Origin of the sequence: Acidovorax sp. 59, from assembly GCF_002754175.1 — a bacterium.
In the GTDB taxonomy this organism is placed as follows: domain Bacteria; phylum Pseudomonadota; class Gammaproteobacteria; order Burkholderiales; family Burkholderiaceae_C; genus Acidovorax; species Acidovorax delafieldii.
The window spans coordinates 621,418-644,150 of the sequence record NZ_PEET01000001.1 but is presented as its reverse complement, the minus strand read 5'-3'; the positions used below and the strand labels follow the sequence as shown (position 1 = coordinate 644,150).

17 protein-coding genes are annotated in these 22,733 nt (G+C 66.6%); 10 read left to right on the top strand and 7 right to left on the bottom strand.

The window, feature by feature from the left end; translation table 11 throughout:
• The first annotated feature begins 34 nt into the window (after positions 1-34).
• Both xdhA and xdhB read left to right on the top strand, forming a co-directional pair.
• Positions 35-1,546 carry a xanthine dehydrogenase small subunit gene (gene xdhA, locus CLU87_RS02995; RefSeq protein WP_099732014.1) on the top strand — a complete coding sequence of 504 codons (1,512 nt, stop codon included), beginning with the start codon at positions 35-37 and terminating at the stop codon, positions 1,544-1,546.
• On the top strand, positions 1,543-3,891 hold the full coding sequence (gene xdhB, locus CLU87_RS02990) for a xanthine dehydrogenase molybdopterin binding subunit (RefSeq protein ID WP_099729452.1): 2,349 nt from the start codon (positions 1,543-1,545) through the stop codon (positions 3,889-3,891). The genes xdhA and xdhB overlap by 4 nt, the downstream gene beginning before the upstream one ends.
• Positions 3,892-4,825: 934 nt before the next feature.
• Here the strand turns inward: xdhB and CLU87_RS02980 are convergent.
• Both CLU87_RS02980 and CLU87_RS02975 read right to left on the bottom strand, forming a co-directional pair.
• Positions 4,826-6,952: a diguanylate cyclase domain-containing protein gene (locus CLU87_RS02980; RefSeq protein ID WP_099729451.1), complete on the bottom strand. Its 2,127-nt coding sequence runs from the start codon at positions 6,950-6,952 to the stop codon at positions 4,826-4,828.
• Between the two features lie 390 nt (positions 6,953-7,342).
• Positions 7,343-7,966: a Crp/Fnr family transcriptional regulator gene (locus tag CLU87_RS02975; RefSeq protein ID WP_056060781.1), complete on the bottom strand. Its 624-nt coding sequence runs from the start codon at positions 7,964-7,966 to the stop codon at positions 7,343-7,345.
• Positions 7,967-8,258: 292 nt separating this feature from the next.
• On the opposite strand from CLU87_RS02975, the gene CLU87_RS02970 reads away from it, so the two are divergent.
• Both CLU87_RS02970 and CLU87_RS02965 read left to right on the top strand, forming a co-directional pair.
• Positions 8,259-9,299 carry a porin gene (locus CLU87_RS02970; RefSeq protein ID WP_099729450.1) on the top strand — a complete coding sequence of 347 codons (1,041 nt, stop codon included), beginning with the start codon at positions 8,259-8,261 and terminating at the stop codon, positions 9,297-9,299.
• A gap of 138 nt (positions 9,300-9,437) precedes the next feature.
• Positions 9,438-10,406, top strand: a complete 969-nt coding sequence (locus tag CLU87_RS02965; RefSeq protein WP_099729449.1) for an IS1595 family transposase — start codon at positions 9,438-9,440, stop codon at positions 10,404-10,406.
• Between the two features lie 47 nt (positions 10,407-10,453).
• Here CLU87_RS02965 and CLU87_RS02960 read toward each other — a convergent pair whose 3' ends face one another.
• A complete protein-coding gene (locus tag CLU87_RS02960; protein WP_099732013.1) occupies positions 10,454-11,809 on the bottom strand; it encodes a glycerate kinase in 1,356 nt (451 codons plus the stop codon).
• Between the two features lie 101 nt (positions 11,810-11,910).
• Between CLU87_RS02960 and CLU87_RS02955 the strand changes: the two genes are divergently transcribed.
• Positions 11,911-13,788: a phosphodiesterase gene (locus tag CLU87_RS02955; protein WP_233193692.1), complete on the top strand. Its 1,878-nt coding sequence runs from the start codon at positions 11,911-11,913 to the stop codon at positions 13,786-13,788.
• 172 nt (positions 13,789-13,960) lie between these two features.
• Here CLU87_RS02955 and CLU87_RS02950 read toward each other — a convergent pair whose 3' ends face one another.
• The 3 genes from CLU87_RS02950 to xdhC all read right to left on the bottom strand — a co-directional run bounded on the left by CLU87_RS02950 (position 13,961) and on the right by xdhC (position 16,750).
• Positions 13,961-14,293, bottom strand: a complete 333-nt coding sequence (locus CLU87_RS02950) for a multidrug efflux SMR transporter (RefSeq protein ID WP_099729447.1) — start codon at positions 14,291-14,293, stop codon at positions 13,961-13,963.
• A 186-nt stretch (positions 14,294-14,479) separates the two neighbouring features.
• Positions 14,480-15,724 (bottom strand): urate hydroxylase PuuD, encoded by a 1,245-nt coding sequence (locus CLU87_RS02945; RefSeq protein WP_099729446.1) that lies wholly within the window; start codon positions 15,722-15,724, stop codon positions 14,480-14,482.
• 198 nt (positions 15,725-15,922) lie between these two features.
• Complete coding sequence (gene xdhC / locus CLU87_RS02940) at positions 15,923-16,750, bottom strand: xanthine dehydrogenase accessory protein XdhC (protein ID WP_099732012.1); 828 nt, start codon at positions 16,748-16,750, stop codon at positions 15,923-15,925.
• A 159-nt stretch (positions 16,751-16,909) separates the two neighbouring features.
• Between xdhC and CLU87_RS02935 the strand changes: the two genes are divergently transcribed.
• Entirely contained in the window at positions 16,910-17,458 is a 549-nt protein-coding gene (locus tag CLU87_RS02935) for a hypothetical protein (protein WP_082522390.1), read from the top strand.
• A gap of 49 nt (positions 17,459-17,507) precedes the next feature.
• Here CLU87_RS02935 and uraH read toward each other — a convergent pair whose 3' ends face one another.
• Entirely contained in the window at positions 17,508-17,858 is a 351-nt protein-coding gene (gene uraH, locus CLU87_RS02930; RefSeq protein ID WP_099729445.1) for a hydroxyisourate hydrolase, read from the bottom strand.
• Between the two features lie 108 nt (positions 17,859-17,966).
• Between uraH and CLU87_RS02925 the strand changes: the two genes are divergently transcribed.
• Genes CLU87_RS02925 through CLU87_RS02910 form a run of 4 tightly spaced genes read left to right on the top strand, consistent with a single transcriptional unit; the run spans position 17,967 to position 22,645 of the window.
• Complete coding sequence (locus tag CLU87_RS02925) at positions 17,967-18,635, top strand: GntR family transcriptional regulator (RefSeq protein WP_015012869.1); 669 nt, start codon at positions 17,967-17,969, stop codon at positions 18,633-18,635.
• Positions 18,636-18,648: 13 nt separating this feature from the next.
• The gene (puuE, locus tag CLU87_RS02920) at positions 18,649-19,629 is read left to right on the top strand and encodes an allantoinase PuuE (RefSeq protein WP_099729444.1); all 981 of its coding nucleotides are present in this window, start codon (positions 18,649-18,651) and stop codon (positions 19,627-19,629) included.
• 5 nt (positions 19,630-19,634) lie between these two features.
• Positions 19,635-21,413 (top strand): 2-oxo-4-hydroxy-4-carboxy-5-ureidoimidazoline decarboxylase, encoded by a 1,779-nt coding sequence (gene uraD, locus CLU87_RS02915; RefSeq protein WP_099732011.1) that lies wholly within the window; start codon positions 19,635-19,637, stop codon positions 21,411-21,413.
• On the top strand, positions 21,410-22,645 hold the full coding sequence (locus CLU87_RS02910; RefSeq protein WP_099729443.1) for an ArgE/DapE family deacylase: 1,236 nt from the start codon (positions 21,410-21,412) through the stop codon (positions 22,643-22,645). The genes uraD and CLU87_RS02910 overlap by 4 nt, the downstream gene beginning before the upstream one ends.
• Positions 22,646-22,733 lie beyond the last annotated feature (88 nt).

Below are 22,733 nucleotides of genomic sequence, written 5' to 3'. Positions count from 1 at the left end.
AACCTTTCCATCAAAGATCGAAGTGGCGTTTGTCATGACAACAAAACCCTTGCAATTCCTGCGCCGAGGCCAGCCCGTGGCGCTGGGCAATGTACCACCCGACCGCACTCTGCTGGAGGTGCTGCGCGAAGACCTGGGCAACACCGGCACCAAGGAGGGCTGCGGCGAAGGCGACTGCGGCGCCTGTACCGTGGTACTGGGCGAAGAACGCGATGGCCAGCTGCACTACAGCGCCGTGAACAGCTGCATCCGCCTGGCCCATTCGGTGGACGGCATGGCGCTGTGGACGGTGGAGGACCTGGCCGAAGACCCGCTGATCCAGCCGGTGGGCGACACAGCACCCGCTGCACAACAAACCATCACGCTCCATCCAGCACAGGAGGCGATGGTCCAGTGCCACGGCTCGCAGTGCGGCTTCTGCACGCCGGGCTTCGTGATGAGCCTCTTTGGCATGTACCAGAACCATGTCTGCCACGGCCAACCCATCACCCGCGAACTGGCCCAGGAAGAACTCTCGGGCAACCTGTGCCGCTGCACCGGCTACCGCCCCATCCTCGATGCCGCCCAGCAGATGGCGTCGCTGCCCGGCATGGCGGTCAACGAGGCCGAAGTGCTACAAAAATTGAAGCTGCTGCGGCATGGTGCACTAGCGCATACGACCGATTCGGCCTATATCGCGCCCTCCACACTCCCTGAGCTGCTTGCAGCACGCGCCGCCCACCCGGGTGCCCAGGTGGTGGCGGGCTGTACCGACGTGGGGCTGTGGGTGACCAAGCAGCACAAGCAATACACCCAGGTGCTGGACCTGACCCGCGCGGCCGAGCTGCGGCAGGTGGCACAGCACGCCGACGCCATCCACATCGGCGCTGCCGTCACGCTGACCGACGCGTTTGCGGCCCTCACTGCGCAGTGGCCGCAGCTGCACCGATTTGCCACGCGGTTTGCGGGGCTGCCTGTGCGCAACTCGGGCACGCTGGGCGGCAATGTGGCCAACGGCTCGCCGATTGGCGACTCCATGCCCCTCTTGATCGCGCTGCGCGCCCAGGTGGTGCTGGCCAGCCAGGCCCGGGGCGAGCGCCAGCTGCCGCTGGAAGACCTGTACACCGGCTACCGGCAAAACGTGATGGCGGCCGATGAGCTGCTGGTTCGCATCGTGGTGCCCCGCCCTTCTGCCCAAGAACAGCTGCGGGCATACAAGATTTCGAAGCGCTTTGACGACGACATCTCCGCCGTCTGCCTGGTGCTCAACCTCGACATCGCGGGCGGCACCGTGCAGCGCGCCAGCATTGGCGCGGGCGGCGTGGCTGCCACCCCGGCCCGTGCGCGGCAGACTGAAGCGGCTCTGACCGGCCAGCCCTGGACCGAAGCCACCGCGCTGCGCGCCGCTGCGGTGCTGCAGGCCGAGTTCAGCCCCATCTCCGACATGCGCGCCAGCGGTGCCTACCGCCGCCAGGTGCTGGGCAGCCTGCTGCAGCGCTACTGGCTGGAGACCCAGGGCCAGCCCTCGGTCAGCCTGGACACTTTGACGCTGGAGGCCGCCGTATGAACGCCCCCCACACCATCGCCGAAACCGCCCTGCCCGCGCCCGCCCGCGCCGCCATGGGCCAGTCGCACATCCACGAAAGCGCCCGCGCCCAGGTGGCGGGCGCCGCGCACTACATCGACGACCTGCCAGAGGTCAAGGGCACGCTGTACGCAGCGCCCATCCTCTCCACCGTGGCCCACGGCACATTGAACGGGGTGGATGCCACCGCCGCCCTCGCGCTGCCTGGCGTGCGCGGCGTGGTGCTGGCAGCCGACGTGCCCGGCGACAAGATCCTGGCGGCGTTCGGACACGACGAGCCCGTGTTTGCGCTGGACAGCGTGCAGTTTGTCGGCCAGGTGATCGGCCTGGTGGTGGCCGACTCGGTCATGCAGGCGCGCCGCGCGGTGCGGGCCGTGAAGCTCGACATCTCCCCCCTGCCCGCCGTGCTGACGGTGCAGGACGCGCTGAAGGCGCAAAGCTATGTGCTGCCGCCGGTATTTGTGCGCCGGGGCGATGCGGCCACAGGCCTCGCGCAATCGGCGCACCGCATGCAGGGAGCGTTTGAAGTCGGCGGCCAGGAGCACTTCTACCTAGAGGGCCAGATCGCCTACGCCATGCCGCTGGAGCAAAAGCAGTGGTGGATCTACTCCAGCACCCAGCACCCTGGCGAGGTGCAGCACTGGGTGGCGCACGCGCTGGGCATCGACAACCACGCGGTCAAGGTGGAATGCCGCCGCATGGGCGGTGGCTTTGGCGGCAAGGAGACCCAGGCCGGGCACCTGGCTGTGTGGGCCGCCGTGGCGGCCAACAAGCTGGGCCGCCCCATCAAGCTGCGGCTGGACCGGGACGAGGACTTCATGGTCACCGGCAAGCGCCACCCGTTTGCGTACGAGTACGACGTGGGCTTTGACGACACGGGCCGCATCACGGGCCTGAAGCTCCAGATGGCCGCCAACTGCGGCTTCAGTGCCGACCTGTCGGGCCCCGTGGCCGACCGCGCGGTGTTCCATGCCGACAACGCGTACTACCTGAGCGATGTCGAGATCGCGTCGTACCGCTGCAAGACGAATACCCAGAGCCACACCGCCTTCCGCGGCTTCGGTGGCCCGCAGGGCGTGATCGTGATCGAGGCCATCCTGGGCGACATCGCGCGCGCGCTGGGCCGCGATGCGCAGGACGTGCGCCTGGCCAACCTGTATGGCAAGGACGCAAGCAGCGGCCGCCACGTCACCCACTACCAGATGGCGGTGGAAGACAACATCCTGCACGAGCTGCTGCCCACGCTGGAGCAGACCTCGCACTACCGCCAGCGGCAGGCAGAGATTGCGGAATGGAATGCGCGCAACCCGGTCATCAAGCGCGGCCTGGCCATCACGCCCGTCAAGTTCGGCATCAGCTTCACGGCCACGCTGTTCAACCAGGCGGGCGCGCTGGTGCACGTGTACACCGATGGCAGCGTGCAGGTGAACCATGGCGGCACCGAAATGGGCCAGGGCCTGCACACCAAGGTGGCGCAGATCGTGGCCGACGAGCTGGGCGTGCCCCTGCACCGCGTGCTGGTGACGGCCAGCGACACCAGCAAGGTGCCCAACGCCAGCGCCACCGCCGCCAGCAGCGGCACCGACCTGAACGGCCGCGCCGCCCAGTACGCCGCGCGCAACGTGCGCGACAACCTGGCCTCGTTCGTGTGCGGGCTGGACGGCTGCGGCGCAGGCGCGATCCGGTTTGCGGGCGGCCAGGTGATCTCGCCCAAGACGGTGCGCAGTTTTGAAGAGGTGGTGCAGGCCGCGTATGCCAACCGCATCCAGCTGTGGAGCGACGGCTTTTACCGCACGCCCAAGATCCACTACGACAAGACCACCCTCACCGGGCGCCCGTTCTACTACTTTGCCTACGGCGCCGCCTGCACGGAGGTGGCCATCGACACCCTGACCGGCGAGAGCCGCGTGCTGAAGGTGGACATCCTGCACGACGTGGGCCACAGCATCAATCCGGCCATTGACATCGGCCAGATCGAGGGCGGGTTTGTGCAGGGCATGGGCTGGCTGACGACCGAGCAGCTGGTGTGGAACGACAAGGGGTACCTCGCCACCCACGCGCCGAGCACGTACAAGATCCCGGCGACGGGGGATATTCCGGAGCACTTCAAGGTGGACCTGTGGCCCGAGGCGAATCGGGAGGACAACGTGGGCGGCAGCAAGGCGGTGGGAGAGCCGCCGTTCATGCTGGCGATCAGTGTGTATGAGGCGCTGCGCAATGCGGTGGCGGCGGGGCGTAGCGGTGTGGACGCTGCGACGCCGGTGGTGTTGACGGCGCCGGCGACTGCGGAGAATGTGCTGAAGGCGTTGGGGCGGTTGGGAGAGTGATGCTCTTGACTGTTGGCGCCAGTGGGATATGCGCTGGTAGCTATCATTTTTGCATCGACGTCTTTATTCGGAGGCGGGTGTGCGGATGTGACTGCGTGCCTTGGTTGAGGGCGGAGGCCGGGAGTCGCCCGGCATGCGAGTCCCTTTCTTTCGCGTCGCCGAAAGAAAGGAACCAAAGAAAGGGCGACCCCACTGTCTGCGTCCCCTTCGCTTCGCTACGGGGCAACCTGCGGTGCTCGGGTTTGGCGGGGTCTCGCTCAACTCGCGCCGCTGCGCGTCGCTCAAACACACGCGAGCCCTGATCCGCCAAACCCTGCGCTCCTCGGCGCATCCACAGGGGCACTGGGGGCAGAACATCCACACGGGCCATTGCTTCGCTCGGCCCAGGCTGCGCAGCGCGTGGCGCTTGCGCCCGCGAGGTGGGGCCGAGCGCAGCAATGGCCCGTTCGGCTGTTCGGCTGTTCGGCTGTTCGGCTGCTTGGCTGCTTGGCTGCTTGGCTGCTTGGCTGCTTGGCTGCTTGGCTGCTTGGCTGCTTGGCTGTTTGGATGTTCGGCTGTCCAACCCCCTGCTGGCTGCGACTGCGGCGGGGCGGTTGCGGGGTGAGCATGGGCGTCGGAGCGCCCATGCCTCGTCAACTGACTCGCCGTGGATGTCTGAGCGGCGCGCGCAGCGCAAAGCGAGTTCCACGGCGCACCCCGCAACCGCCCCGCCGCAGGTTTGCCCCTTCGCACAGCGAAGGGGTCGCAGACTGGGGGTCGCCTTTTCTTTGGTGACTTTCTTTTGGCGAAGCAAAAGAAAGTTACTCGCACGCCGGGCGACTCCCGGCTCCCGCCCTCAAGCTAGGCATGCGGCCCAATCAGCAACCACAAGAAAACGCTACAAAATCAATAGCCACCACCGCATATCCCACTGGCGCATCCAGCCCAAAAGCCCTCAAACAGGCCCCAAAGCCATCCGCCCCGAAGAAGTCACCGACGCATCCCTCGCATGCCGTGTCTCCACCCGGTTGCGCCCCGCCCGCTTCGCGTCATAACAAGCCATGTCCGCCGCATACAACACCGATGGCACATCCTGCAAGCTGGCGTCCAGCACCACCAGCCCAATGCTCACCCCCAGCGTAAAACTGCGCCCCTGGTAAGACGGCTCCCACGCACGCACCGCCGCACGCAACTGCTCGGCCACGGCCTGGCCGCGTGCCAGAGCGCAACCAGGCAACACCACCGCAAACTCGTCCCCCCCCAGGCGTGCCGCCCAGCCGATCTGGCGCACATGGGACGCCAGCAGCCGGGCCACGTGGCGCAGCACGTCGTCGCCCGCGTCGTGGCCCGCAATGTCGTTGACCACGGTGAAATGGTCCAGGTCGAGGAACAGCACCACCCCGTCGCCCTGGGTCTCACCGCTCTCCTCATCGGCGGCGGGCACCACAGCGCGCTGGCGGGCCGACCGCTCGGCCATCAGCTGACCCAGGCGCTCGTCAAACGCGGCGCGGTTGTACAGCTGCGTCAGCGCATCGTGCGCGCGGCCCCAGGACTGCTGCACCTGGGCCTCGCGCGCGGCGGTGATGTCTTCCAGAATCCACACGGTGCCACCGTGCACCTCCTCGGGGCGCACGCCCTGGCCCTGCACGCGAGCCCACACGGGGGTGCCGTCCTTGCGCAAAAAGCAGACATCGCCGTCGAACGCGCCATGCGCCGCCACCTCGGCGCGCACACGATCGCCCACCTGGGCATAGTCGGCGTCGCTGGCGTACAGGATGCGCGCGGGGCGGCCCTGCAGCTCCTGCGCGCTGTAGCCCAGCATCACGCAGGCCTGGTGGCTCACCACCTCCAGCATGCCGTGGCGGGTGATGACGATGCCCACCGGGGCGCTGTCCAGGACGGCCTGGAACTGGCCGACCACCGTGTCCTTGCGCGACTGCTGCAGGCTGCCCTGCTGCACCAGGCCCTGGAACACCCGCACCAGTTCGCCCACCTCGCCGCCCGCGCGGGGCCAATGCACATCTTGCGCAGGCTGCTGGCGCGCGCTGGTCCTGAGCAACTGGCGCGCCTTGAAGGTCAGCTGCGCCAGCGGCTGGGCCATCCAGCCCATCAGCGCCACCGCCAGCAGCATGCACAGCACCATGCTGGCCACCGCCAGCCACCAGGCTTCGCGCTGGGCGCCGCGCAGCGGTGCCAGCAGCGCCTGCGACTGGCTCACGCGCGCCACGATCCACTGCGGCAGCGGCATGCCCGCCATGCTCACGATGTGGTCGGACTGCACATGGGTCATGCCCCGCCCCACCACCGGCTGGGCCTGGCTTTGCCAGCGCGTGTACACCGGGGCCAGGCCCACTTCATCACGCACCTGGCCCAGCACGCGGGTGGGGTCGGAGTGCGACAGGATGGTGCCGTCGCGGGTGAAGACGATGAGCTGCGAGTCATCGCGGGCAGGCAGCGTCATCGACGGTGGCAGCAGGCTTTGGGATTGCAGGCGCAACGCCCCTGCCACCACACCCACCACCGTGCCGTCTTCGCGGTGCAGGGGCATGGTGAACATGACCCGCGCCTCGCCCCGGCGGCCGGCGATCAGCTCGGACACCAGGGGCTTGCCATCCACCAGGGTGCGGCGCAGGGCATCGCGTTCGGTGGGGTCCAGGTCCGCGGCCTTTTCGATCTGACCGGCGCGCAAATTCAGGCGCAGTTCGCCGTTGTCGCGGGCGACCTGCATGGTGTCGAAGAACTGCACCGCAGGCAGGCCCTGCTGCAGCAGCCATTCCAGCGACGAGGGTGACTCCAGCATCGCCGGTGTGATGCCTGCGGCCACGGTGCGCAGCACCTTCTGGCTTTGTTCGATCTTGCTGGCCAGCAACCGGGCCACCACCTCGACCTCGTCGGTCTGCTGGCTCACCACCCGGCGCATGGCCTCCTGCCCGGAGGCCCGAGTCACCAGCCAGGCGGCCACCGCCCCCGACAGCGCCACCGCCAGCGCCGCCACCAGCATCAGCCGCAGCACCAGGGCGCCGGGCACCAGCCAGCCCGGATCAAGGTCCGGGGCTGCCTTGGGGCCGGGCGGCGGCGTCATGGACGCGTCCCCCCTGCAGGCTGATGGGCACGCTCAAAGTTCGGCATGGGGACGGGTCATGGCAGACATGTCCCAACAAATATACGCAGGGCCTGTGCCCGGGGGCTTGGGTGGAACCCTTGGGTAAAGCCAAGGAAAAACCCTGAGCCCGTCGGGGTGCGGGAAGGGTACGGGAAGGGTGTGTGGAGGGATGGAAGCGGACTGCGGCAAGGGCCCTGCAGCGTGGTGCCAGCTCCCACAGCCAGGCAGAACGTGCCACCACCCAAGGCGCATCGCCCCGGGGTGCGGGGCTTGTCAGCAAATGCAACGCAAGGGCAGTCCGTGGCTGCCGGCAGGCGCAACCCGACAGTCGCTGCAGGGCGTCAAGAACGCGGTGTCAAGAACGCTGTGTCAGCAGCCCGCCATCGACTGCAATGCCCGTGGCTGGGGCAGCGCCAGCACATTGCCGGTGCCGTGGATCAGGCCCAGCTCGCGCAGGTGGCGCAGCACGCGCGAGAAGGTTTCGGGCGCAATGCCCAGCTGCGCTGCAATCAGGCGTTTGCGCTGGTGCAGGGTGACCTGCATGGCGCCGCTGTGGTCGGGCTGGGCGTGGTTCAGCAGCCACTGCGCGCAGCGCGATTCGGCGTCCTGCGCCAGGCGGCTCACGGCCAGCTCGGACTGCTGCCGATAGCCCTGCGCCATGTCCAGCAGCAGCCCCCGCGCGCCCGCAGGCATGGCGGCCAGGCTGCGGCGAAACTCCTCGATGGGGATGCGCCGCACATGCACACGCGTGTCGGCCACCATGTCCACCGGTAGCGGCAGGCCCATCAGGGCCGACGCGGCGTCGAGCCAGAACGGCCCCTCGACGGCACCGAGCTGGTGGCGCAGGAAACCGTCGTCCAGCACACCGCGCAGCACACGGCCGTTTTCGAGGTGCAGCACCGTCGTCAGCACCTCATTGCGCCTGCGCAGCACTTCGCCGGGGGCGATCACCTCGGTGTCAGCGGGCAGAGAAAAAAGGGTAGATGGCAGCATGGAAGCCACTGTGCCGTGCGGCTGCGCCCGTGGCATTGAGCCACATCAAAGCCGCACCATGTCGCCTGCCCGGCACGCCCCAGGTTTGCGCCAAAACACACGAAAACTGCGCCAGCAACGTGCATGGGTGCGCCCTGACCCGACCAAAAAGTATGTAAACAGGTGTTGCACCAGGGCATGGAACTTGCGATGCCCCAACGGCGGGCCCCGCCCTGCACCACGGTGCAACAGGGGCCGCGTCTCCCCTTGCACCCGCCGGACCTCTGGCGCTTTCTTCCCCAGGAATCACTCCATGAAAAAAAACCTGATTGCACTGTCTCTATCGCTCGGTGGCGCCCTGCTGTGCTCCACCGGCGCCCAGGCCCAGAGCTCCGTCCAGCTGATGGGCTTGACCGATGTGTTTGTGGGCTCCATGAAAAACGCCGGTGACGCCGGCAGCAGCAAGGTGGTCAACAGCGGCGGCATGACCACGTCGTGGTTCGGATTCAAGGGCACCGAAGACCTGGGCGGCGGGCTCAGGGCCAACTTTGCGCTCACCTCGTTCATCAAGGTGGACAGCGGCATCCAGGGCCGATTTGCCAACGACACGTTCTTCTCGCGCGATGCCAATGTGGGCCTGAGCGACAGCTGGGGCACCGTGACCGTGGGGCGCGGTCTGGCGCCCAACTTCCTGCCGTCCATCCTGTCGAACCCGCTGGGCGACTCGTTCACCTTTGCACCGCTGATCCTGCACATGAACGTGCCTCTGTTCAACGGCACGGGCTGGGGTTCGACCACGCCGTCCGACACGGGCTGGTCCAACGAAATCATCTACAGCACGCCCAACCTGGGCGGCCTGACCGCCAACCTGCACTACCAGTTTGGCGAGGTCGCGGGCGACAGCAGCAAGAAGAACGTGGGCATCAACGCGCTGTACTTCAACGGCCCCATCACCGTCACCGGCTTTTACGAGCGCGACCAGATGAGCAACCCCGCCGTGCCCAGCACCTACCTGGGCACCACCAAGACCGACTGGATGCTGGGCGGCGCGTATGACTTCGCGATCGTGAAGGCCTTTGCGAGCTACGGCCAGGCCAAGGCCGACAACACCACCAACAAGGCCAAGACGACGCAGCTGGGCGTGTCGGTGCCCGCAGGCGCCACCGGCAAGGTGCTGGCATCGTGGGCGCAGACCAAGATGACGGCCACCGACATCTCGCGCAAGACCTTCACCGTGGGGTATGACTACTTCCTGTCCAAGCGCACCGATGTGTATGTGATGGCCATGAACGACCGCATCACCAACCAGACCAAGGGCAACAGCTTCGGCGTGGGCATCCGCCACCGGTTCTGAGGCCTGCACAGGGCTTCTGGGGCCTTCTTCAAGCCCCAGCAGGCTCTTCTAGCGAATGCTAGTGATGAGTCTTTAACCGTAGCGCTACGCCCCCATCTCCCCAGCATGACGCGCTTGCGTCTGCCCCAGGAGAAGGCCATGCGACAGCAACAGATGACGCGCTTGATCCACAGCCTGCCCCAGCTGACGCACCACCAGCGCCAGCAACTGGCAAGCTGCCTGCAGGCGCTGCTCGATCACAGTCAAGCCATCGCCGTTGTAGAAGCACATGGCAGCGCCCACCGAACCTGTCCGCACTGCGGCAGCCCGCAGCTTGTCAAGAATGGCTCGGCCAACGGGCTGCAACGCTTCAAGTGCCGCCAGTGCGCGCGCACCTTCAACGCCTTGACTGGAACACCGCTGGCACGCCTGCATCTGCGGGATAAGTGGATGGGCCAGGCGCAGGTCTTGAGCGAAGGACTCTCACTCAACCAGGTGGCCCTGCGCCTGGGTGTGGCGCAAAGCACCGCCTTTCGCTGGCGCCACCGCTTCCTGGCCTGCCCCAAGAGCGTGCAGGCACGCCAGCTTGTGGGCATCGCCGAGGCCGATGAGTCTTACTTCCTGGCCTCCTGCAAGGGACACAGAGGCTTGCTGCGTCGTCCTCGCCGACGCGGCGGTAAGGCGCTGGCTGGCTGCAAGGGCTTGGAATACACCCCGGTGCTGATGGCGCGAGACCGGGCCGGAGCAACGGCCAACCTCATCCTGCAGACGAACCAAGCGGTGAGTGTGCAAACTGCACTCAAACCCTTGCTGCCACCAGACACCATCCTATGCACCGACGGCAGCGTCACACTGGCCAGCGCTGCGCGGGCCCTGGGCGTGCAGCACCAGGCGGTGAACGTGAGCCGGGGTAGGCGTGTGAGAGGCCCCTGGCATGTTCAAAACGTCAATGCCTATGTCAGCAGGCTGCGCGGGTGGATGCAGCGCTTCAAGGGCGTTGCAACGAAATACCTTGATTCGTACCTGGGCTGGTTCAGGATGTTGGACCGATCAGGCCCCATGGGGCCGCAGCCCGCACTGGTGCTGGAGGCGGCTATGGGGAGTCAAGGCGTCACTAGCATTCGCTAGAAGAGCCCCCCAGCAGCCCCAGGCGCTAGTGCAATATGCCTGAGCAGCTACAAAATCAGTAGCACCCGAAAATCGTTCACGTTGGTGTGCGTAGGGCCGGTGACCAGCAGGTCGTCCAGCCCCGCAAAAAATCCCCAGGCGTCGTTGCGCGCCAGGTGGTCGTCGATGCGCAGGCCTGCAGCGCCTGCGCGCGCCAGCGTGTCGGGGCACACAAAGGCCCCCGCGTTGTCTTCGCTGCCGTCGATGCCGTCGGTGTCTGCCGCCAGCGCCCACACGGCGGGCTCGCCCTGCAACGCCTGCGCCAGGCCCAGGCAAAACTCACCCGCACGCCCGCCCCGCCCCCGGGACACACCGGGTGCACGCGGACGCACGGTGACGGTGGTCTCCCCCCCCGACAGGATCACACACGGCGCCGCAAACGGCTGGCCGCGCCGCGCCACTGCACGGGCCAGCGCCGCATGCACCTTACCCACTTCGCGCGACTCGCCCTCGATCTCGTCCGACAGCACATGCGCAGGCAGCCCCGCCGAACGGGCCAGCGCGGCCGCGGCCTCCAGCGCCTGCTGCGGCGTGGCGATCAGATGCACGGCATGCCCGGCAAAGCGCGCGTCGCCGGGTTTGGGCGTCTCCAGGCGGCCTGCCTCCAGCGCAGTGCGGATGGCCGGGGGCACCTCGATGCCATAGCGCGCCAGAATGGCCAACGCATCGGCGCAGGTGGTCGCGTCCGGCACGGTGGGGCCGCTGGCGATCACTGACGGGTCGTCGCCCGGCACGTCGCTGATGGTGAGCGAGACCACGCGCGCTGGCGCACAGGCCGCCGCCAGGCGCCCGCCCTTGATGCGCGAGAGGTGCTTGCGCACGCAGTTCATCTCGCCAATGTGCGCGCCGCTGTCGAGCAGGGCGCGGTTGATGCGCTGCTTGTCTTCCAGCGTCACCCCGTCGCAGGGCAAGGTCAGCAGGGACGAGCCCCCGCCCGAGATCAGGCACAGCACCAGGTCGTGCTCCGTCAGCCCCTGGGTCAGATCCAGAATGCGCTGCGCCGCGGCCAGCCCCGCCGCATCGGGCACGGGGTGCGCGGCCTCAACGACCTCGATGCGCTGCGGCACGCCCGCAGGCCGGGGCGGAACATGCCCGTAGCGGGTGACCACAAGGCCCGACAGGGGCGCGTCCTGCGGCCACAGGGCCTCCAGTGCCTGGGCCATGGCGCCCCCCGCCTTGCCCGCGCCCAGCACCAGGGTGCGGCCCCCGCTCTCGCGGCTGGGTGGCTGGGGCAGCCACTGGCGCATGCCGTGCAGGGGTTGTGCGCTGTGCACTGCGGCATCAAACAGCGCCTTCAGAAAGGCGCGGGGGTGGGTGCGGTAGTCCGGCAGGGAGGGGCTGGCTGGCTGGGTTTCTGGGTGCATGCCGCGCATTGTGCAGCGGCCGTACCAGTCACGCTGCTGTAACCAGCCTGTCACACGCCACCGGTATCGTCGGCACCCTTGCTCAGGGACCCACAACAGCCATGCACAACACCCCATGGAGCCGACTGGAGGCGATGATGGCGCTGCTATCGCCCGCCGCCCGCCAGGGCACCGGCCCCCTGGCGCGGCTGATGCGCGAGGGCGGGCTGTACTGCGTTTTCCAGCCCCTGGCCGACCTGCGCGAGGGCCAGGTGTACGCGCACGAGGCACTGATCCGGGGGCCCCAGAACACCCCCTTGCACACCCCCGACAAACTGCTGGAGCTGGCCCGCCGCGAGGGCATCCTGAGGGACTTTGAGTTGCTGTGCGTTTACACCGCACTGGAGCAATGGGGGCGCCACGACGCGCCGGGCCGGCTGTTTGTGAACATCAGCGCCGATGCGCTGGTGCATGGCGTCCAGCTGATCGGCGCCACCGAGCTGGGCAACACCGTGCGCAGCCTGGGCCTGAGCGCTCGCATGCTGGTGCTGGAGATCACCGAACACGAACGCGTGACCGACATGCCCCAGCTGCGCCAGGCCATCAAGGCTGTGCATGCCTGCGGCGCGCGGCTGGCGCTGGACGACTTTGGCGATGGCCGCTCCAGCCTCAGGCTGTGGTCCGAGGTGAAGCCCGACTTCGTGAAGATCGACAAATACTTCATCCGCGACATCAGCGACCACCCCGAGAACCTGCAGATGCTGCAGGCCATCAAGGGCATTGCCGACGTGTTCGGCACCCAGCTCATCGCCGAAGGTATCGAAACCCGCGACGACCTGCGCGCGCTGCGCGACCTGGACATCCCCCTGGGCCAGGGCTGGCTGCTGGGCCGTCCGGCCATGGCGCCGCGCGAGGCGGTGGACGACGCGGCGCTGGAGGTGATGCACGACCGCCGCGTGGCCGTGCTGCCGCACCTGGGGCAGACCGCGCGCCCAGGCATCCTGCGCAGCCTGCTGGTGGTGCAGGCGCCCACCGCGGCGCCCGCCACCAACAACGATGCCGTGGCCGCCCTGTTTCGCCAGCACACGGACCTGCACGCGCTGGCGGTGGTGGACGGGTCGCGCCCCGTGGCCCTCATCAACCGCCAGCAGTTCATGAACCACTACGCCACGCCGTACTTCCGCGAGGTGCATGGCCGCAAGTCCTGCCTGGCGTTTGCCAACCTGGCGCCGCGTGTGGTGGAGCTGGACTGCGATGTGGACCAGCTCGTGGGCATCCTCACCTCACAGGACCAGCGCTACCTGAGCGACGGCTACATCGTCACCGACAACGGCCGCTACCTGGGCCTGGGCACCGGCGACCAGCTGGTGCGCGCCGTGACCGAGACCCGTATCGAGGCCGCGCGCCACGCCAACCCACTGACCTTTTTGCCCGGCAACATTCCGATCAGCCTGCACATCCAGCGCTTGCTGGAGAGCGGCACCGAGTTCGTGGCGTGCTATGCGGACCTGAACAACTTCAAACCCTTCAACGACCACTACGGCTACTGGCGCGGCGACCAGATGATCCGCCTGGTGGCGCGCCTGGCCACGGCACACTGCGACGCACGCAGCGACTTTGTGGGCCATGTGGGTGGGGACGACTTCATGCTGATCTTCCAGAGCAGCAACTGGCTGCAGCGCTGCAAGAACATCGTGGACGAGTTCGCACGCGAGGCCGTCACGCTGTTCGACGACAGCGCACGGCTGGCAGGCGGCATCCATGCCGAGGACCGGCATGGAGTGCAGCGGTTCTTTCCGTGCACCACGCTGGCCATCGGCGCCGTGCGCATCACGCCCGGGCGCTTTCGGCATGCCGAAGAAGTGGCCAACCTGGCCGCCGTGGCCAAGCATGAGGCCAAGCAGGCATCAACCGGGGTGGTGCTGTATGGCGGGTTTACCGAGTCGAGCCTGGGGGCGGTGGCTGCCACGCGGGCGCTGCAGGATGTTTTGGCTGCGTAGGGCCTGTTTGGATCGCATACCCAGGACGCAACACCGACGCAAAAACGGTGTTCTGGCTTAACGGCATTGGGGCCTTGACGCTGCTCGGCTTAGAGCAAACAAGTCCGCTTCGGTCCCTTTGCAGCCGTTCGCCGAAGCGTGAATCAGTCTTTGAAAATGCGTGTCCGGCGACTTATCGGGCACTCAAGTTCAAAGCAATGACGCCCAAAACAATGGAGCTAAGACCGGCCAGTCGAAGGAAGCTCGCCGACTCACCAAACCAGAGCATTCCGAGCACCGCCGTCAAAGCTGTTCCGCTTCCCGCCCATACCGCATAGGTAAGTCCGACTTCCATATGCCGGACGGCGATTGCCATAAGCCAGATAGCGGCGGAATAACAAAGCCCTGAAAGGACGGAAGGGAAAATACGTGTGAAGCCATCCGCATAGCGGAGTGCAATGGTTCCAACGACTTCCGCGAGCACGCTTGCCGCCAGTACAAGCCAAGCAAAGGTTGAGTCACGCACAGAGCACCTCTCAAGCCAGGCGCCTATACCGAGCGCGGCCAGAGGTTCTAAGAGCGGTACCCCGGATCAGTATTGGAGAGTATCAGAGGCGCGCCGAAACAGCCCAAGGCTCAGTCGAGCTACGTCCGCTTCCTGGCGATTCTGTGAGCGACTGCTTCTGGCCGATTGCCGCGGCACTCAACACATTCAAGGCCCCGTTGCAGCCCCTGCCTCAAACCACTTCCCAATCAGCGCACGCTCCGCATCGGTGATGCCCGTGGCGTTGTTCATGGGCATGAGCTTTTGCACCACGGCCTGCTGGTAGATGGCCTGGGCGTGTTGCTTTACGCTGTCGGGCGAATCAAGCCGCAGGTTCTTCATCTGCACCTGCTCGCCGTGGCACATGTAGCAGCGCTGTTCCAGCACCGCCTGCACGGCCTCGAAGTCATTTTGGCCGCTAGCGCCAGTTTTATCTGCGCTGGCAGCTCCTGAAACAGGAGCATTCACCACGGGGGTGGCCATCGGTGCGGGGCGCATCCACACAATGGCGCACACGATCACGGCCACGCCGACCAGCGCATACGGCAGCGGGTTGCCGTTGCGGCCCAGCTTGTAGCCGTGGCGCATCACGAAGAACTGGCGGATGGCCGCGCCCGCGAACATCATCAGGATCAGCACCAGCCAGTTTTGCGGGTGGCTCCAGGTGAAGCTGTAGTGGTTGCTCAGCATGGCAAACAGCACGGGCAGCGTGAAATAGGTGTTGTGCACGCTGCGCTGCTTGCCGCGTTTGCCGTGGATCGGGTCCACGGGCTGGCCGGCCTTGATCTGGCTGATGACGGTGCGCTGGCCGGGGATGATCCAGAAGAACACGTTGGCGCTCATGGACGTGGCGATCATCGCCCCCACCAGCAGAAAGGCTGCGCGGCCCGCAAACCAGTGGCAGGCCAGCCACGAGGCCACGCACACCAGCACCAGCACCAGCGCACCCACGATGGCGTCGCCGTTCTTGCGCTGGCCGAAGATGCGGCAGATGGCGTCGTACAGCAGCCAGAACACCACAAAGAAGCCCAGCGCCACCACGATGGCGGTGGCGGGCGCCCAGTCCATGCGCGACTTGTCGATGAGGTAGGTGCTGGCGCTGTAGAGGTAGGACACGGTGAACAGCGCAAACCCGCTGATCCAGGTGCTGTAGCTCTCCCAGAAGAACCAGTGCAGGTGTTTGGGCAACTGCGGCGGCGACACCGCAAACTTGACCGGGTGGTAGAACCCGCCGCCGTGCACGGCCCAGAGCTCGCCACTCACGCCTTGTTTCTTGAGGTCTTCGTCCTCGGGCGGCGTGAGGCTGCTGTCCAGAAAAACGAAGTAGAACGACGAGCCGATCCAGGCGATGGCCGTAATGACATGGACCCAGCGCAAAAGCAGGTTGGCCCAGTCGAGAAAGTAGCTTTCCATATCTCAACCTTGATGGCGCGTTAGCGCCAAACAGCAAACCTGCTCACCACTGCGGGCGCTCTGAGCAGACATTGAGGTCGCGCACCTTGGCCAGTGGGTTGCTGGCCGGGGCACCGCTGCGACCGGTACGTCAAAGTGTATGCAGGAATTGTTCCCGATTCCAGCCCCAACCTGGGGCATTCGGGGCCGGAATTACCCTCATTTCCCGGCCTTTGGCATGGGCGGTAGCGTCTGCAGCAACTGCGCTGCCACGGCCACGGCAATCACCTCGGGCTCCTTGCCCCCGATGCCGGGAATGCCGATGGGGCAGGTCACCTGCGCCAGCTCCTCGGGCGTGAACCCGCGCTCATGCAGGCGGTTGCTGAAGGTGGCCCACTTGGTTTGGCTGCCAATCAGCCCGATGAAGGGCAGGTCGCCCTGCTCGCGCTGGCGGCGCAGGCAGGCGGCCACCACGTCCAGGTCCTCGGCGTGGCTGAAGCTCATGATCAGCACGCGGCTGCCGGGTGCCAGGCGGGGCACGGCGAGTTGAACCGGCTCGGAGTGTTCGCAGACCACGCCCTCCGGCGGGTCGGGCGGGAAGATGCCGTCCCGGCTGTCGATCCAGGTCAGGGCAAAGGGCAGTGGCGCCAGCACGCGGGCCAGCGCGTGGCCCACGTGCCCGCCGCCAAACAGGGCCACCGGGTGCAGGTTGGGTGTGAGGCGCTGGGCCAACCCCGGGGCGTCTTGCGCCGTGAGCAGCTCAAATCCCAGGTGCACCACCCCACCGCAGCACTGGCCCAGCGCCGGTCCCAGCGCAAACCGCATCGGCCCAAGCGCCGTCACCGGCCCACCCGCCAGGCGGCGGCGCGCCTCGGCAATCGCCTGCAGCTCCAGATGCCCGCCGCCGATGGTGCCCACCAGCTGGTCGGCAAATACCGCCATCCAGGCGCCGTGCTCCCGGGGCACGGACCCTTGGGTAGACTCCACGGTCACCAGACAGGCTGGCGCGGCCCCCAGGCCGTCCAGCAGCATTTGCAAATTTGTCACCGCGATCCTTTTCGTGACGGACGCAAAACGGGGCCAGGCAAGCGGCTCACCCTCCGGTGAGGCATGTTGCTGCATCCCCTTTGCAGCCGTCGTCATTTTGTAACGTACCACCTTCGCCGCTGGGTTATCGTGCCCGCAGCCTCAGGAACCTTTCACACCATGCCCGACACGCCCTCTCCCCGCTCCACCGGAAAGCGCAGCCACTGGTTGCTGGCAGGCATCATGGCCGTGGGTGCGGCGCTGGTCTCGGCCTGCAAGTCCCCGCCAGAGCCCACGCCAGCCCCCGCGCCCGACAGCGTCCCCTCCACCGGCCCCGATGCCAGCGGCGTCAAGGGCCCCGTGCCTGCCACGGCCGGATCTGCGCGCCCCTCGGCCGCTGCCACACCGCTGGCCTACCGCCAGGATGCCGCCACGCACCTGTATGGCCTGAACCGCGAACGCATCTTCAAAGGCAAACTGCCGCCGCAGCTGTATGCCATCGGTGTGCTGCAGCTCGACATCGACCGCGCGGGCAAGATCACCCGCCTGCACTGGATGCGCGCCCCGCGCCATGCCCCCGAGGTGGTCACCGAAATCGAGCGCACGGTGCGCGCTGCGGCCCCCTTCCCAGTCCCTGCCCGCATGGGCAAGGTCACCTACACCGAGACCTGGCTGTGGGACAAGAGCGGGCACTTTCAGCTCGATACGCTGACCGAAGGGCAGCTGTAGCAATATCCCCCTGAGCGGCCAGGCCACTTCGGCCGTCAGGCAGCGCTTGCTACGAGCCCCGGTAGGTCGAATAGCTCCAGGGGCTGACCAGCAGCGGCACGTGGTAGTGCTGGTCGGCATGCGCAATGCCGAAGTCCAGGCTCACCTGGTTCAGAAAATTGGGTTCGGGCAGATGCACGCCCCGGGCCTTGAAGTAGCCCGCCACATCAAAGCGCAGCCGGTAGGTGCCGGTGCGCAGGCTGGCGTTGTCGAACAGCGGTGCGTCGGTGCGGCCGTCATGGTTCAGCACCAGGCGCTTGATGAGGGTGGCGTTGTCGCCGTCGGTGGAATACAGGGCCACTTCCATGCCGGCCGCAGGGCAGCCGTTCATGGTGTCCAGAACGTGGGTGCTCAATCCCATGGGGGAATCTCCTGAAGTAAGAGTCTGTCCAATCGGCGACGATTGCCAGATCGCAGTGTGTAGACCAAAAGTGTATACACTTTTCACCATCCACCGTATCATGCAGCCATGGAATCTTCCTCCACCAGCGCCATCGTCGAAGCGCTGACCCGCGCCATCGTAGAACACCGCCTGCAACCCGGCACCAAGCTGGCCGAGCAAAAGCTGGCCGACCACTTTGGCGTGTCACGCACGCTGGTGCGCCAGGCACTGTTTCAACTGGCGCAAAACCGGCTGGTTACGCTGGAGCCCGCACGGGGCGCGTTTGTGGCGACACCCTCGGTCGAGGAGGCGCGCCAGGTGTTTGCCGTGCGCCGCATGCTGGAGACCGAGATGACCCGCGCCTTTGTGCGCAGCGTGACGCCCGCCAAGCTCAAGGCCCTGCGCGCCCACGTGGCCAGCGAGAAGGCCGCCATGGGCACCCACGACGCCAGCACACGCACCGAGTTGCTCGGCGACTTCCATGTGCGCATGGCCGAACTGATGGGCAACGAGGTGCTGGCGCAGATGCTGGGCGACCTGATCTCGCGCTGTGCCCTCATCACGCTGATGTACCAGTCGGCCAGCGCCGCCGAACACTCGCACGAGGAGCACGCCGACATCGTGGCGGCCCTGGCCGCGCGCGACGAAGAACGTGCCGTCGCCTTGATGCAAAGCCACCTCGAACATGTCGAAGCCAGCCTGACCTTTGACCGCAAGCGCCCTGCCAGCGATCTGGCCGCCGCCCTGGCCTCTTGAAAACCACCCCACCATGATCTACGACACCACCCAGGCCTACCCCCGCGACCTTATTGGCTACGGCAAGACCCCGCCCCATGCGCAGTGGCCCGGTGGCGCGCGCATTGCCGTGCAATTCGTCCTGAACTACGAAGAGGGCGGCGAAAACGCGGTGCTGCATGGCGATGCGGGCAGCGAGCAGTTCCTGTCCGAAATGTTCAACCCGGCCAGCTACCCCGAGCGGCACATGAGCATGGAGGGCATTTATGAATACGGATCGCGCGCTGGCGCGTGGCGCATCCTGCGCGAGTTTGAAAAGCGCCAGCTGCCCCTCACGGTGTTTGGCGTGTCCACGGCCCTGCAGCGCCACCCCGACCTCACTGCAGCCTTTGTGGAGCTGGGCCACGAGATTGCCTGCCATGGCCTCAAGTGGATCCACTACCAGCACATCCCAGAAGACGTCGAGCGCGCGCACATGGCCGAGGCCATGGCCATCATCGAGCGCCTCACGGCCCCACGAGGAGGCTCGGAAGGCCAGGTGCACGGCCTGGGCTGGTACACCGGCCGCGACAGCCCCAACACCCACCGACTGGTGGCCGACTACGGCGGCTTTGAATACGACAGCGACTACTACGGGGACGACCTTCCCTTCTGGATGAAGGTGCAAAAGACCGACGGCAGCGTGGTGCCCCAGCTCATCGTGCCCTACACGCTCGATTGCAACGACATGCGCTTTGCGCTGCCCCAGGGCTATTCGCACGCCGACCCGTTCTTCCAGTACATGAAGGACACCTTCGATGCGCTGTATGCCGAGGGCGACCCGGCTGGCGACAACGCACCCAAGATGATGAGCATTGGCATGCACTGCCGCCTGCTGGGCCGCCCGGGCCGCATCACGGCGCTGCAGCGCTTTCTGGATCACATCGCACAGCACGACAAGGTTTGGGTGGCCCGCCGCATCGACATCGCGCGCCACTGGAAGGCCGTGCACCCCTATCCCACCACAAAGGCCTGATGACCATGGCATGGACCCTTGACCAACTGAACGCCGCCACGCCCGCGCAGGCCCTGGAGGCGCTGGACGGCGTGTACGAGCATTCCCCCTGGATTGCCGAGCAGGCGCTCACCCAACGGCCGTTCCGCTCGTTGGCACACCTCAAGCACGCCCTGGCCCACTCGGTGCGCACCGCCAGCACAGAGGCGCAGCTGGGCCTGATCCGCGCCCACCCCGAGCTGGCGGGCAAGGCCATGGTGGCGAAAAGCCTCACCGCCGAGTCGACCAACGAGCAATCCAAGGCGGGCCTGACCCAGTGCACGCCGGACGAATTTGCGCGCATCCAGCAGCTCAATGCGGACTACAACGCACGCTTTGGTTTCCCCTTCATTCTGGCCGTGCGAGGACCGCGTGGCGCGGGGTTGAACAAGCAGCAGATCATCGACACCTTTGCGCGGCGGCTCGATAACCACCCGGAATTCGAGGTGGCAGAGGCCTTGCGCAACATCCACCGCATCGCCGAGATCCGCCTGAACGACAAGTTCGCCGCCGAACCTGTGCTGGGCAATGACGTGTGGGACTGGCATGAAAAGCTGGCCGAACACTCCGACCCCGGCTTTGCCGAAAAGGGCCAGCTCACCGTCACCTACCTCACCGACGCCCACCGGGCCTGCGCCCAGCGCATCAGCCACTGGATGCGCGACTGCGGCTTTGACGAGGTCGAGGTGGACGCCGTGGGCAACGTGGTAGGGCGGTATCGCGCCGCGACGCCCGGGGCGAAGTACCTCATGACGGGCTCGCATTACGACACCGTGCGCAATGGCGGCAAGTATGACGGGCGCCTGGGCATATTTGTGCCCATGGCTTGCGTGCGCGAACTGCACCGCGCGGGCCGGCGCCTGCCGTTTGGCATCGAGGTGATTGCCTTTGCCGAAGAGGAAGGCCAGCGCTACAAGGCCACCTTCCTGGGTTCGGGCGCGCTCATCGGTCACTTCAACCCCGCCTGGCTGGACCAGAAGGATGCCGATGGCGTGACCATGCGCGCGGCCATGCAACACGCTGGGTTGTGTATCGACGACATTGCCAAGCTGCAGCGCGACCCGGCGCAGTACCTGGGCTTCATTGAAGTTCACATCGAACAGGGCCCGGTGCTCAACGAGCTGGATCTGCCGCTGGGCGTGGTCACCTCCATCAATGGGGGTGTGCGGTTTGTGGGCGAGATGATCGGCATCGCGAGCCACGCAGGCACCACCCCCATGGACCGCCGCCGCGATGCGGCCGTGGCTGTGGCTGAGCTGGCGTTGTACATCGAGCAGCGCGCCGCCCAGGACGGGGACTCGGTGGGCACGATCGGCCTGCTCAACGTGCCCGGCGGCTCCATCAATGTGGTGCCGGGCCGCTGCCAGTTCAGCCTGGACCTGCGTGCGCCCACCGATCCGCAACGGGACGCACTGGTGCGCGATGTGCTGGACCACCTGGGCCAGATCGCAGCCCGGCGCGGCCTGCGCTATACGCTGGAGGAATCCATGCGCGCCGCAGCAGCCCCCAGCGCCCCGGCCCTGCAGCACCAGTGGGAGCGTGCTGTGGACCACCTGGGCGTGCCCGTGTTCCGCATGCCCAGTGGGGCAGGCCACGATGCCATGAAGCTGCACGAAATCATGCCGCAGGCCATGCTGTTTGTGCGCGGAGAAAACTCCGGCATCAGCCACAACCCGCTCGAATCCACCACCAACAACGACATGCAACTGGCCGTGGACGCCTTCACCCAGGTGCTGCACCAGCTTGCCGAGGAACAACAACCATGACCACCCCGAACCACCACGCCGCGCTGGACGCCTGGATCGACCAGCACTTTGACGAAGAAGTGCGCTTTCTGCAGGCCCTGGTGCGCGTACCCACCGACACGCCCCCCGGCAACAACGCGCCCCATGCCGAGCGCACCGCCGAGCTGCTGAAGGACTTTGGCTACGAGGCCGAAAAGCACGCCGTGCCCGCCGCTGATGTGTTGGCCTACGGCATGGAATCCATCACCAACCTCATCGTGCGCAGACCGTACGGCAGCGGCGGCAGGACCATCGCCCTGAACGCCCACGGTGACGTGGTGCCGCCCGGCGAAGGCTGGACGCACGACCCCTACGGCGCCGAGATCGTCGATGGCGCCATGTATGGCCGCGCCACCGCCGTGAGCAAGAGCGACTTTGCAAGCTTCACCTTTGCGGTGCGGGCCTTGGAAGCCGTGGCCAGGCCCACCCAGGGCGCGGTAGAGCTGCACTTCACCTACGACGAAGAGTTTGGCGGCGAACTCGGCCCCGGCTGGCTGCTGCAAAAGGGACTGACGAAGCCCGACCTGATGATTGCCGCAGGCTTCAGCTACGAAGTGGTCACCGCCCACAACGGCTGCCTGCAGATGGAAGTGACGGTGCACGGCAAGATGGCCCATGCCGCCGTGCCCCACACCGGAGTAGATGCCCTGCAGGGCGCCGTGCACATCCTGAACGCGCTGTACGCACAGAACGACGAGTACAAGAAGGTCACGTCCAAGGTCGAAGGCATCAAGCACCCCTACCTGAACGTGGGCCGCATCGAGGGCGGCACCAACACCAACGTCGTACCCGGCAAGGTGATGTTCAAGCTCGACCGCCGCATGATCCCCGAGGAAAACCCGGTGGAGGTTGAAGCCAACATCCGCCGCGTGATCGAACAGGCTGCAGGTGAGCGCGCCGGTATCAGCGTGGAGATCAAGCGCCTGCTGCTGGCCAACGCGATGACGCCGCTGGCGGGCAACAAGCCCCTGGTCGATGCGATCCAGCAACATGCCCAGGCCGTGATCGGTGAACCGGTACCCGCCGTGGGCACGCCGCTCTACACCGATGTGCGCCTGTATGTGGAGCGCGGCATTCCCGGCGTGATTTACGGTGCAGGCCCCCGCACGGTCCTCGAATCGCACGCCAAGCGCGCCGACGAGCGCCTGCAGCTCGAAGACCTGCGCCGCGCCACCAAGGTGATTGCACGGACATTGAGCGACTTGCTCGCCTGAGGGCCCACGGGGCAGGAAGTAATGCACGCAGCACATCAGTGCTGCGCTTCAATGTCATGACGAGATTGCCTCTGGCAGCCCTTTGACC

Coding starts and splice junctions, on each gene's coding strand:
- xdhA (WP_099732014.1), top strand. CDS start 35: ATGACAACAAAACCCTTGCAATTCCTGCGCCGAGGCCAGCCCGTGGCG.
- xdhB (WP_099729452.1), top strand. CDS start 1,543: ATGAACGCCCCCCACACCATCGCCGAAACCGCCCTGCCCGCGCCCGCC.
- CLU87_RS02980 (WP_099729451.1), bottom strand. CDS start 6,952: ATGACGCCGCCGCCCGGCCCCAAGGCAGCCCCGGACCTTGATCCGGGC.
- CLU87_RS02975 (WP_056060781.1), bottom strand. CDS start 7,966: ATGCTGCCATCTACCCTTTTTTCTCTGCCCGCTGACACCGAGGTGATC.
- CLU87_RS02970 (WP_099729450.1), top strand. CDS start 8,259: ATGAAAAAAAACCTGATTGCACTGTCTCTATCGCTCGGTGGCGCCCTG.
- CLU87_RS02965 (WP_099729449.1), top strand. CDS start 9,438: ATGCGACAGCAACAGATGACGCGCTTGATCCACAGCCTGCCCCAGCTG.
- CLU87_RS02960 (WP_099732013.1), bottom strand. CDS start 11,809: ATGCACCCAGAAACCCAGCCAGCCAGCCCCTCCCTGCCGGACTACCGC.
- CLU87_RS02955 (WP_233193692.1), top strand. CDS start 11,911: ATGCACAACACCCCATGGAGCCGACTGGAGGCGATGATGGCGCTGCTA.
- CLU87_RS02945 (WP_099729446.1), bottom strand. CDS start 15,724: ATGGAAAGCTACTTTCTCGACTGGGCCAACCTGCTTTTGCGCTGGGTC.
- CLU87_RS02935 (WP_082522390.1), top strand. CDS start 16,910: ATGCCCGACACGCCCTCTCCCCGCTCCACCGGAAAGCGCAGCCACTGG.
- uraH (WP_099729445.1), bottom strand. CDS start 17,858: ATGGGATTGAGCACCCACGTTCTGGACACCATGAACGGCTGCCCTGCG.
- CLU87_RS02925 (WP_015012869.1), top strand. CDS start 17,967: ATGGAATCTTCCTCCACCAGCGCCATCGTCGAAGCGCTGACCCGCGCC.
- puuE (WP_099729444.1), top strand. CDS start 18,649: ATGATCTACGACACCACCCAGGCCTACCCCCGCGACCTTATTGGCTAC.
- uraD (WP_099732011.1), top strand. CDS start 19,635: ATGGCATGGACCCTTGACCAACTGAACGCCGCCACGCCCGCGCAGGCC.
- CLU87_RS02910 (WP_099729443.1), top strand. CDS start 21,410: ATGACCACCCCGAACCACCACGCCGCGCTGGACGCCTGGATCGACCAG.